The 12,012-nt window shown below is 53.2% G+C and carries 6 protein-coding genes; 5 read left to right on the plus strand and 1 reads right to left on the minus strand.

The genetic code is table 11. The features are described 5' to 3' along the window. Positions 1-75 precede the first annotated feature (75 nt). The 4 genes from K239x_RS10750 (at position 76) to K239x_RS10765 (ending at position 6,520) form a co-directional block, all read left to right on the plus strand. A complete protein-coding gene (locus tag K239x_RS10750; RefSeq protein WP_145417799.1) occupies positions 76-1,269 on the plus strand; it encodes a multiheme c-type cytochrome in 1,194 nt (397 codons plus the stop codon). Between the two features lie 5 nt (positions 1,270-1,274). Beyond that, on the plus strand, positions 1,275-4,376 hold the full coding sequence (locus K239x_RS10755) for a CRTAC1 family protein (RefSeq protein ID WP_419189920.1): 3,102 nt from the start codon (positions 1,275-1,277) through the stop codon (positions 4,374-4,376). A 350-nt stretch (positions 4,377-4,726) separates the two neighbouring features. Beyond that, positions 4,727-4,915 (plus strand): outer membrane protein assembly factor BamD, encoded by a 189-nt coding sequence (locus K239x_RS10760; RefSeq protein WP_145417801.1) that lies wholly within the window; start codon positions 4,727-4,729, stop codon positions 4,913-4,915. Positions 4,916-5,257: 342 nt separating this feature from the next. Beyond that, on the plus strand, positions 5,258-6,520 hold the full coding sequence (locus K239x_RS10765) for a DUF1559 domain-containing protein (RefSeq protein WP_145417802.1): 1,263 nt from the start codon (positions 5,258-5,260) through the stop codon (positions 6,518-6,520). Between the two features lie 171 nt (positions 6,521-6,691). On the opposite strand, the gene K239x_RS10770 is transcribed toward K239x_RS10765, so the two are convergent. Further along, positions 6,692-8,212 carry a tetratricopeptide repeat protein gene (locus tag K239x_RS10770; protein WP_145417804.1) on the minus strand — a complete coding sequence of 507 codons (1,521 nt, stop codon included), beginning with the start codon at positions 8,210-8,212 and terminating at the stop codon, positions 6,692-6,694. A gap of 558 nt (positions 8,213-8,770) precedes the next feature. Here K239x_RS10770 and K239x_RS10775 point away from each other — a divergent pair. Beyond that, complete coding sequence (locus tag K239x_RS10775; RefSeq protein WP_145417806.1) at positions 8,771-11,848, plus strand: CRTAC1 family protein; 3,078 nt, start codon at positions 8,771-8,773, stop codon at positions 11,846-11,848. The last annotated feature ends 164 nt before the right edge of the window (positions 11,849-12,012 follow it).

Consider the following 12,012-nt stretch of genomic DNA (forward strand, 5'->3'; position numbering starts at 1 on the left):
GACCTGTTTTCAGTTCGCATTAACACGGACTCCCGTTTGACTAACCGCTAACGAAAATTTGTCAGGACCGAAGCGTTGAAGAAGCACCGAACGATCGTTTTACTTTTCATGTCAATCGCGTGCATGATTGTGGTCGTTAACTACGACGTGTTGTTTCGCGGCGAAATCACGCCGTCAGACTCCGGCGAAATGGTAAACACGGTGGTGTTTCCTGTTCAAGAAACCGCTGATACAGCAGCGAAGGGTAACGCGAAAGATTCTGAGCTGGCGGAGAATGCTGCACCGACCTATGTGGGCCGGCAGGTCTGCGGGGAGTGCCACCACGAGAATCTGAAGAAGCACTTGCAGCACGGTCATGCTTCGACGTTTTTTGCGATGGAAGAAACGGACGTGCCCGATGTCTTTGACGGGCAGGAATTCGATGCTGGCGAAGGTTTTGGTACGTATTCGTACAAGAAGAATGAGGCAGGTGAGCTGATCGCGACCATCAAAGAAGACGCCTCGCAAGCTCCCTTTCCGATTCAGTATGTGTTGGGGTCGGGGCACAATGCGGAGACGTTTTTGACGCTAAGTACTGATGACGACGGTCAGACCGTGGGCATCGAACACCGCGTCAGTTGTTATCACGACGATCGACTTGGCATCACCGTGGGCCACGACAAGAAAGAACCTGCAAATGATCGAGAAAAGTACGGCGCTGGTGTGACTGGGGTGCCACTGGAGCGGTGCGTGTATTGCCACACGACGACTTTTAAATTTGATCAAGGGCGAGTCGCTGACTTGATGTCTCAGGTTGATTGCGAGAAATGTCACGGCCCTGGTAGTCAGCATGTCGCGTTGGCCCGTCAGAGCGAAACCCCGCCGCCTTTTTCCGTGGGAAGGGCCGACTGGGATGCCGAGTCCGAAATCCAACTTTGCGGTGATTGCCACCGCCTGCCACGTAGCATCACGCAACAAGAGTTGCGAGACTACCCTGACCAGCTGGTTCGTTTCCAGCCCGTCGGTATGCTTCGCAGTAAATGTTATTTGGAATCCGATGGCGAATTACGTTGCACGACGTGTCACAATCCGCATGAATCAGTTCATGGCAGCGGTAGCAAAATTGACCACGTTAAAAATTGCATCCAGTGCCATGATCAGGATGATTCGACGCACGTGATTTGCCCCGTTAACGCGACGACGGATTGCATCGGATGCCATATGCCCAAGGTCGACCAAAGTCAGGGGATCAAATTTCACGACCACTGGATTCGCGTTTTGGATCAGTGATCAAGATGCCTTACCAATCTCCGGCAACGGTAACATCGTGGAAGAAATCGAATTTGCGTCAGTCGGTGCGAAAATCGGTGTTCCGGCTCAGCGATTTGCACGCAAGTAACGTGATTCCATTGTTTTTGTCGGCACTCTTGTTCGGTTGCGGGGACTCGGAGAGTCGCCCGGCGAAAACAATCCAGCCGAATCAGGCAGCTCAGGATTCTTCAGCGAAAACCACTCCCGTTCCGCTGGAGTTTGCAGCCAAGGACGAGGCATCCGATGCGTCGCAGGCATTGGCGGCGGCCGCAGAGTTGCTTGCGAAAGGCGAACTTGAATCCGCTTTCGAGCTGATGTCGCAGCAGTTGATTCGGTTTCCAGATGACGTTGCATCGATTTTGTTGACAAGTCGTATCGAGCGGGCTCGAGGTAATCAGCAGACAGCCATCGAATTGGCTGAATCGATCCCAATCAAATCGGCGGCAAGCGTTGATGCAACCAACGTGCTGGTGCAGTTGTACTTGGAAGCCAACGAACCGAAGCTGGCAATTCAGAGAATCAATCGTGCACTGAATCAGGGGGCGATGCCAGGCGCGCAGGCAGTTCTTTGGAGACAGCAGTTGTGGGCTCTACTGAATCGACTGGGGCGGCGGCAGGAAGCATCTGCACACGCCGATGTCCTCTGTCGTGCAGGCTACATCAATCGCCAGCTTTTGATTTCGCTGCTCCGGCGTAACGATTCGTTTCCGATTGTTTTGAATAGTGACTCTCCCAGCAAGCATTTTTATCCAGGACTGGGGCATGCACGCTGGTCGTTTTCGCAAGGAAAGTATGAACAGGCGCTAGAGTATCTGAAGGAACAGAAGGCCGATTTTGAATCTTCTGCGGCGCGAGCCCTTTACGGGCGATTGTTGGCAGAGACGCAGGCGAATGACGAAATTCCTTCGTGGCACGATGGCTGCGATGAAGAAACCCGCAAGTTCAGTGACTACTGGGCGGCAATGGGGATTTTCCTGTTCGACCAGCAAGAGCTCAGTGCGTCCGCGTTTGCTCTTTGTCAGGCTGTGTCGATCGATCCCACCGATGATGATCTCTGCCACCGGTTGGCACGCGTTCTAGCGGCACTGGATCGGAGAGACGATTCGCTTCATATGCGGGAGCATGGGATTCTTGATGCCAAGCTCAAAAATCGCTTGAAGCAACTGTCGCTGAATCAGCCACAACCAGAGTTGACTGATGATCTCCCAGAGATGTTGCTAACACTCGGCCGTCCATTTGAATCGATCGGTTGGTCGTTGGTCGATCTTCCTCCAGGCAACGATGCCAAGCGTCAGAGTCTGCAGCAACAACGCGAGTTTTTGCGGAGCAAAGTCGAGGCGATCAACATGGCGAGTGAAGTCGCGATGACGCAGATTGATCGCGATGATTTTTCGATGGACGGCGCAGCGGAGTTCCTGGCATCAAGTATTTCCCAAAGTCAGAAAGTACCGCCGAACGCTGGTCTCGATCGATCATCACCATCAATGATCGAGCCGAAATTAGACGACGTGGCGCAAGAGAGAGGGCTCGTTTTTCAGTGGTATCATGCCAAGGAGATTGATCTGGCATCGATCCCCCTTCACGAGATGCTTGGCGGCGGAATTTGCGTTTGCGATTTCGATCGCGACGGGTTTCCAGACGTTTATTTTGGCCAAGGATCGGGGGACCCGCCATCGGGACGCAGCACGCGATCCAATCAGCTGTTTCGAAACAGAAACGGTCATTTCGCGGATGTGACCGTCGCTGCGGTTGCTCAGGACGACAGCTATTCATCCGGAATTGCCGCCGGTGATGTCAACCAGGACGGATTTCCGGACCTCTATTTAGGGGCATTGGGTGGTAATCGTCTTTTGATCAACAACGGTGACGGCACCTTTCGTGATTCGTCGGATTCTTTAGGCGAACCGTCTGGTCAATTTACTTCGTCGGTCGCAATCGCAGATTTGACGGGCAATGGTTTGCCCGATTTATTCGAAGGCGTGTACGTCGAAATGGACGACGCGTTTCGTCTGCCCGATCGAGCTGCGGACGGAAAAGAAGTGGCACCTAGCCCAAACGAATTTTACGCGGAAGTCGATCGTTGGTACGCCAATCAAGGCGAAGAGAAATTCCAAGCTCGATCGATTGATCGTGAACGAATCGAACCGGGGACTTCATTGGGAATCGTGATCACAGACATCGATGCTGACGGCAGCAACGATGTTTTGGTCAGCAACGACGCGCGTCCGAATCACCTTCTGAGTGGTTTCGGCACGCCGCCTATTCGCAACGGTGCCGGACCATTGGGGCTGGCGTTCGGTTTTCGTGGGTTCAGCAATTCGTGCATGGGAATTGCGTCGGGGGACTTCAATCGCGACGGGCGTCTGGATTTTCACATTACTAATTTTCAAGACGAACCCAATAACTATTTTTTGCAAAGTGACGCAGGCGTCTACGGCGACTTTGCTACCCGGTACGGCCTGGGGGATTTGTCAGAATCCTATCTTGGGTTCGGTATCAAAGCGGTCGATTTTAATCGAGACGGATGGCTCGATTTTTTCACTACCAACGGGCATGTCTTCGACGAACGCTTTCGCGGCAAAGAGTTTCAGATGCCTCCGCAAATCTTTCTCAATCATGCCAATCAGTTTGTGGCCGTCTCTGCGTCGGACCCAGAGAGATATTGCGCAAAGAAAGTCGTCGGTCGTAGCGTGGCAAAGATTGATTTCGATCGCGATCTAGATGTGGACCTGATCGTTGGTCATTTGGATGTGCCTGCCGCGTTGCTAGACAACAGCACTACCGCGCAGGGGAATGCGGTGCAGTTAGCGTTTGTCGGGACGGATTGCGAACGCGATGCGATCGGCACGCGTGTTGTTGTAACGGCAAGGGGTGAGTCGTTTACCGATTGGGTGACTGCCGGAAACGGGTTTCTCTGTTCGGATGATCCTGTCATCGACTTGGGGATCGGATCAGCAGCGAAGGTCGACTCCATTGAAGTTTACTGGGCCGGGGGTTATTCGCAGACTTTTCGTGATATCGCCGCCAACGAACGTTATCTCGTCGTTGAAGGCCAAGACGAAGTTTGGCTCGATCGCACACCGTAGTAACGTCGTCGCTACGGTCGGTTCAAGCGGCGGCGGTTTGGGCGATCATGCCAGGGTTGGCTGCCAGAGCCAGTGAAAATAGTTCAGTGGCAATGCGCGAGTGTTCGCTGGGCACTGCGCGAATGCTCGTTGGTTATGGCGCCGTGACGTGACTCACTTCCTGTACAGTTTTCGTTTTTCATAGCTTGCCGGAGCTGGGCTGTTGCAACAGTTGGGCTGTGGTAGCTGTTAGACTTTTGCTCGAGACGATTGTTGTCCATGAATTGAGCGTTAGTTTTTAGTCTCACCGTATTGAGTTTGCGCTAAGTTCGTCCCCCCCCCCTCAGAATTCTGTTTTGGGAATGCAAGTCATGAAGAAAGCTCCTTTTTACCTGTTGCTGTGTTTTACACTTTGTTTCTCGATCTCCGGTTGTGGAGGGAACGAATCGCAAGTGATCGAAGCACCCGCCGAAACAAGTGACGGATCCGCGATGGAAGGCATGAGCGACGAAGAATACAACAAAGCCATGAATGAATCGATGAAACAGCAGGGCAATTAATTCGGCTCTTTGATGGCATCGCGCAGCGTAACGATGTGCATGATCTATGGGATTTGATCAAGGAAATTTGACTGCCAGCGAGAGGCAGACACCGATCATCAGCTCACGAAAGGTGGCATATAAGTTCGGTGTTTGGCTGAGAATCTTGGCGAATCGATGCCAAAACGCGATGTTTTTGCCTGTTTTTGCCTGTTTTTTGATTTCACGCGTTGAATTCGTTAGATTATTGACGCTTTAGTAGAGAAATTTGTGCAGGCTTTTACCCTGCGGTCCTACGTAACGGATGGACGGCGGGTTTTACTGTTTTGTTTTCCTTTTGTTTTAGTAGAGAAGAGGTATTTTATGAGTTCCCTCAAATCGAGGTCGCGGGGTTTTACCCTCGTGGAACTGTTGGTGGTCATTGCGATCATCGGCATTCTTGTCGGCTTGCTATTGCCAGCCGTTCAAGCAGCACGTGAAGCAGCACGACGGATGAGTTGCAGTAACAACTTCAAGAACATTGGGTTGGCGATTCACAACTATCATTCTGCTTACAAACAGATGCCTATCCACGGCACCGGTACCGGCATTGGACTGAACAGTCCGAACTGGTGGCAGCTTGGTAACGACGCGGGCAAGGAGACTTTGAGTGGCCTAGTCGGAATCACCCCGTTCATCGAACAGCAAGGTCTGTGGAGTTCGATCTCCAATCCAATGACTGAAACGGTGTCTGGAAATGCTCCGCCAGCTAACACTGGTCTAACTGCGCCAGCAAGATGGCCAGCGATGGGACCAAGCCCACGGAACTTCGATACCGGTGTCGGATACATTCCTTGGTCGACCGAAATCCCTACTTTCCGTTGTCCTAGCGATCCAGGCGTCGGACTTCCGGCACTTGGACGGACCAACTATGGATTGTGCTTGGGCGATTCAATCAGCACATGGCACAACAGTTTCAAGAACGGCAACCTGACGACCTCAGGCGGCTGGTCTCACAGTGCAGCTCAGTCGGTTAATCGCGGTATGTTCATGCACCGCAAAGCGACTAAGTTCCGTGATATTCTTGACGGACTGTCCAACACGATCGCGATGGGCGAAATCAAGACTGACCTTGGTGACCGTGACATTCGATCTGCGATTTCGTGGATCGGTCAAGGTAGCCAGGCTCACCATGACAACCCATCGTTGTGTCAAGATGCTGGTGAAATCGACCCCGAGCGCCCTACGTATTGGTGCAACGGTGGACCCGGATGTACCAACCCTTCGCGGATTGTTGCCAGCGGTCGTGACACTCGCGGCGGCACGTGGTCTCATCACCGTGCATTGGTAACCGGCGTGTTCACAGTTCTGCCACCTAACGCAGAAATGTGCAGTGCGAACTGGCTAGATGGCCCGGGCACTTGTCCTCCATCAAGTAATCACCAAGGCGGAGCTCACATTTTGATGGGCGACGGTGCGGTCGTCTTCATGACGGACTCGGTTGAATCCGGTGATCGTCGTGCTGGTGGTGTTCGGTTGGGACAGACTGGTCCACGATCACCTGGATCGAAGAGCCCTTACGGTCTGTGGGGTGCTCTTGGCACCAAGGCTAGTGGCGAAACCATCGAAGAACAGTTGAACCAGTAGTCTGCTGAAGTTGGCTGAAATTCAAATTTGCCTCACACGTAGCAATGCGTGTGAGGTTTTTTTTGTGCGGTCATCGAACACGTTGCTTCGTTGCAGTGGAAAGACGTTTCCAAGCGGTTGGAAACCGACGCGTTGGGCAAATCGTTCTGCAAATTGAATCGGTGAGTCGTTTCACTCGTTATTCGCCGATCCCGCAACGTTGTCGACACTGAGACCGCAAAGGATGAATGAAGGGGCAGCGATGTGATTGCCTGCCTGGACGACCTGTTGTCTTTGCCGTCCCATTTCCTCAAATGCAGCCTGTGCCTGAGGCTCTGTCATCGTGCCGTCGGTTACTGCGTGAACGAGATCGACGTTGATCCACCCGTACATTTCCAGCGGGCGATTAAGTTGTTTCAGTAATTTGACCAGCTCAGCAATCAACGGGCGATCGTTTGTGTCATTGATGGCTAGTGCGGCCCCCAGTTCTTGACTTCGCCGCAACAGCTTAGCCCGTGTCTTCGCTTCCTTGGCTGTTGCGTCATCACCAGCAGCGAGAAGAGATTTGCTCAGAAATTCGTACGCTTCTGCATCGGTTGCATTGATTAGCAGTGTTTTCGAGAAGCACTGAATTGCTTTGGTGCTGTCATTTTCGTTTAGAGCCAAACATCCGGTCGCAAACCAGCCATCAGCGTCCTTTGCGGTTATTTGGTGTTTTTCTGCCCACGATTTGACGGCATCAAAATCTTTCTCCGTTGCTCGGATTCGCGCAAGTAAAGAAGCCTCCGCATCGCTGAGCACGTCCACGGATTCAAGTATCGCCAATGCTTCGCTTTTCTGATCGCGGCTGAGTTCGGCTTGAGCCTTGGCCAGCGGGGTCAGTGGTTCGAGGGCAACTGTATTGGCGTCTTGCGGAAAGGGTTTCGACAAACGAATGAGTGAGCGAAGTTCAAGCTGATCTAGGCTCCCGATCTGGGCGAGCAGATTGAAGTGCAGAGGGGCATCGTTTCGTTTGCCCACTTTCAAGAGCAATTTGCCAAGGTGGTGGTGAACCATTTCCGACCGAGGAGCTTCGGCCAGGATTGCTCGGTACCGAGCTTCCGCTTCGTTGTAGTTGCCCGCTAGTACCATCCATTCGGCGGTTTGTCCCAGCGATGGTAATCGCGTCGCGGGCGTTTTAATGGAAAGGTCGTCCAGGATCTTGATGGCTTCGTGGTAACGATGGCGGTCACCGAGCACCAGAGCATGAAGAAAGATTGACTCGGGATGATCAGGAGCCAACCGATTGACTTGCCGCACCGCTTCAAATGCAACATCATCGTCGCCTTGCTCCAACGCACTCAACGCATAGTCCCGTAATTGGGCGGCGGATGGTTCTTGAGGGGTGGCTGGGGCGGCGGCGATTGTTAGCAGGTTGGGCTTCGCTGGCGTCTCTGGCTGCGTTGCAGGAGTGCCGTCGGTGTCGCCAGGCATGGTCTGCGGTTGGCTGTGCGAAGGGCCGTCAGCGTTGTTTGCCGCGGCAGCGGCGTTGACCGCACCAGAATCAGGAATCTTTAGCTCGACCGGCTCCGCCGCTGTCGTCAATTCCAGGTTGTCCGCCGAATCAGCGGCGTTGTCTTTCGCTGAACGATCGCAACCGCAAAGCAGCGTACACAGGCATAACGTGAACGTAATTTGCCAGGCAACAGGGGGCAGCGCTGTTTGATAGATCATGCGTTCAAAGTCTGGGGAAGCTTTTGGTACGAAGTGTCGCCGTGGTTGGTTCAGGACTTCTACTTGAAGCGACTCGTTTGCGAGCAATGGCAAATCCGAACACCAACACCGCATACGAATGGGGAATTAAAAACAGTCCAGCCAACAATGTGAAGATAGGTCCGTCGCGTAGGTGCTGCAAGCAGCGAATCACAACGGTGATCGGGGGCAAGCGTTGGATTCTGGATGGCAGACGAGCCGATGGATCAGGTCGAGGAAATGGTTTGCCAATCAGACGGCGATCCGATTTTGGATCAGATAAGATCGAGCCCAACCGATGCTAGTCATCCAGTTTGCAGCGACTGCCACCGGCTAACGTGAAATGTTACGCTGCCGGGCTTGCGAGAGTGCGCCGTCAGACGCGTCTTTTGGAAGTGCTTAGTTTACGAATCGAGCAACCGGTTGCGATCCGGGCAATCCGTTTGGGTTGACGGTTAGTAGGCAAGCAGTCTGCAAGCAAGCAGTGTTCGTTCGCAAAGGCTGGATTCTTGTTTGTTGTTCCTCGACACCTCCCCTGTAATGGGACGTTTTTCCGCAATGAATATGGTTGCAAATCTTGTAATGCGACATGCTGCCTGCGGAAGTTGCTGGTGCATCGTGGTTCTATGCCTGGCAGTGGTGCCGGGGTGTCGGCAGTCGGACGAACCTTCTGCAGACGCTGTCGCCACGTCGACTGGCCAAGAGGATTCTGGGCAGGAGAATTCTGGGCAGGCGACGACAGTCGATGATCAGATCCGCGATCAATCGGGATCGGTTTCTGAAAAAATAGTGGCGTTCTTAAAGCGTGGTGATTTTGATTCGGCGTCCGATCTGATTTCGCAGAAACTTATCGAGCGTCCGGGCGACTCCGAAATCTTGCTGCTTGCTAGTCGAGTCCATCAGGCAAAAGGTGACCGCGAAACCGCGTTGGAATTGGCTCAGTCCGTAGGGAGCGAATCCGCTCAAAGTGTCGAGGCAGTCAATCTGACGTTGCAATTGCAGTTGGAACTGGGGCGTCCCGGCGATGCGATCGATGAACTTGGCAAAGCAGTGAAACGCAGTTCGGTCGCCCGTGGCCAAATCGCCAGCTGGCGTCAGCAACTCTGGGCGTTGCTGAATCGTTTTGGACGTCGGCAAGAAGCCTGTCAGCAGGCCGACCAAATGTGTCGCGAAGGTTATCTCAATCGAAAGTTGCTCATCTCGCTGATTCGCCGCGGGGATTCCTTTCCACTTGCGATTGGCACTGACACGCCCGCGGATTTTTTCTACCCCGGGCTCGGAACCGCCCGTTGGTATTTCTCACAGGGGGAATTCAAAAAAGCTCTGGAGCATCTTTCCAAAGAAGCCAGCGCGGAATTCCAGTCCGACGCGGCGCGAGCTCTCTACGGACGCTTGCTGGCCGAGAGTCAGGCGACCGACGAAGTCAATCATTGGTACGGTCAGACTAACAAAGAGACGCAGGCGTTCAGCGATTACTGGGTCGCTCTTGGAATTGTGTTTTTTGATCAGCAGCGATTTGAAGCTTCGTCGCGAGCGTTGTTGGAAGCGATCTATATCGACCCGACGGATGATGACGCTTGCCATCGCTTGGCACGCGTATTGGATGCACTGGAGCGACGTGAAGACGCTGCAACGATACGCGAACATGCCATTCGCAATGCTGAGTTGAAGAGCTTAGCCAAACGACTGTCGCTGGATCAGCCGCAGCCAGAGTTGACAGTTGGTTTGCCAGAAATGCTAGTCGACCTCGGGCGCCCGTTCGAGGCGATTGGATGGGCCCTATTGGATTTGCCGCCAGGCAATCAGGCAAAGGCGACGAGTCTTCGGCAGCAGTTGGCTTTCCTGCGCAGCAAGCCTGAAACGAGCAGCATGGCAAGTGAAGTTGCGATTGCCCAGATCAATCGAGATGAACTTGAAATGGACGACGCGATACAGAAGCTAGCAGCTGAATCGCAGGCCGCTGCCGACGCCAGCGATGATCCGGGCGGCCTTTCTGGAAATCGATTGCCTCCGCAACTTGTTGAACCTGATCTGAAAAACGTGGCCACCGAAAAAGGGCTTGTGTTTCAGTGGTATCACGCCCCCGAGATCGATTTGAAGTCCATCCCACTTCATGAGTTTATGGGCGGTGCCATCGCGGTGGGCGACTACGACCGAGACGGATGGCCCGATCTGTATATGGGCCAAGGGTCAGGCGAGCCGCCTTTGGAGAATTGCACCCGATCAAACCAGTACTTCCGAAATATCGGCGGACGATTTATCGATCAGACGGAGTCTGCCGGAGCCGCTGATTTTCACTACTCAGTCGGCATCGCCGCGGGGGATGTGAATCAAGACGGCTTTGTTGACCTATACCTTGGGGCGCTCGGCGACAACAAGCTTTTGATCAACAACGGAGACGGAACCTTCCACGATGCGACGACGACCCTGGGGCCAGCATCGCCTCAGTTCACCAGTTCGGTCGCGATCGCCGATTTAACCGGAGACGCACGCCCTGAAATTTTCGAAGGCGTCTATGTGGAAATGGAAGGTGGTTTTCGATTGCCAGAGGAAGACGAAAGTGGTCGCGAGGTGATGCCGGGACCGAATGATTTTTATGCCGAAGTAGATCGCTGGTATCAAAACCTTGGCGATGGGGATTTTAAAATACGATCTCTCGATCGTGAAGCCATCGAACCCGCAACCGCGCTCGGTTTGATCGTGACTGATACTGATGCCGACGGTCGCAATGAGGTTTTCATTAGCAACGACGCGCGTCCCAATCATCTGCTGGTTGGTTTCGATGGATCGACGGTCAGCAACATCGCGGCCCCATCTGGGCTGGCGTTTGGTTGGCGTGGTTTTAGCGATTCATGCATGGGCATCGCGTCCGGCGATTTTAATCGTGATGGTCGCATTGATCTAAGTATCACGAACTTTTCCGACGAGTCGAACAACCTTTTTTTGCAAGGTAACAGCGGCGTATTCACTGATCGAGCTAGACAGTACCAGTTGGACGCGTTGACGTTTCCCTACGTTGGGTTCGGCACCAAGGCGATCGATTTTAATCGCGACGGATGGATCGATTTTTTCATCAGCAACGGCCACGTATTTGATCAACGCAGCCGTGGGGGAAAATTTGCAATGCCGCCACAGGTCATTCTCAATCAGGAAAGCGGGTTTGTCTCGCCGCCGGTTGCCGGCGATTCGGACTATCTGCAAGGAAATTACGTGGGTCGCTCGGTCGCCAAATTTGATTTTGATCGGGATCAAGATTTAGATCTGGTTGTCGGCCACTTGGACGCGCCCTATGCGTTGTTAGAAAGTCGCACCATCAAACAAGGTGCCTCGCTTCAGTTGGTTTTGGTTGGGACCCAGTGCGAACGGGCAGCAACTGGAACGCGCGTTGTTGTCACTGCAGGCGGTCAGCAATTCACAAGTTGGGTCGCGGCGGGCAACGGATACCTTTGCTCAGATGAAACGATGCTAGATTTCGGTCTCGGTCGAGTCGACAAGATCGATTCGATCGAAGTGAATTGGGTTTCGGGCGAGCAGCAAACGTTTGCGGATGTCTCGGTCAATCAGCGGTTACTGATTGTTCAAGGTCAGCAGGATGTTTGGTCAGAGATTGCCGAGTGACGCGAGGAAATTTGACCGCTATCTTTCGGGAATTGTTTCTTTGCCTTCGATCAATCCTGCCAATCGACTCGTATTGTTCTTGTGAGCGATTGATTCGCGAGCGAACTACTTCGCTGGGGATTGCGTAATTAGAATGCACCTGAGTAGGTAACATCCAATCGGTG

It is taken from the genome of Stieleria marina, assembly GCA_007741555.1.
Taxonomy (GTDB): Bacteria; Planctomycetota; Planctomycetia; order Pirellulales; family Pirellulaceae; genus K23-9.

What these genes read in the sequence shown, in the direction of transcription:
- K239x_RS10760 (WP_145417801.1), top strand. Translation starts at nt 4,727, where the DNA reads ATGAAGAAAGCTCCTTTTTACCTGTTGCTGTGTTTTACACTTTGTTTC.
- K239x_RS10755 (WP_419189920.1), top strand. Translation starts at nt 1,275, where the DNA reads ATGCCTTACCAATCTCCGGCAACGGTAACATCGTGGAAGAAATCGAAT.
- K239x_RS10765 (WP_145417802.1), top strand. Translation starts at nt 5,258, where the DNA reads ATGAGTTCCCTCAAATCGAGGTCGCGGGGTTTTACCCTCGTGGAACTG.
- K239x_RS10770 (WP_145417804.1), bottom strand. Translation starts at nt 8,212, where the DNA reads ATGATCTATCAAACAGCGCTGCCCCCTGTTGCCTGGCAAATTACGTTC.
- K239x_RS10775 (WP_145417806.1), top strand. Translation starts at nt 8,771, where the DNA reads ATGGGACGTTTTTCCGCAATGAATATGGTTGCAAATCTTGTAATGCGA.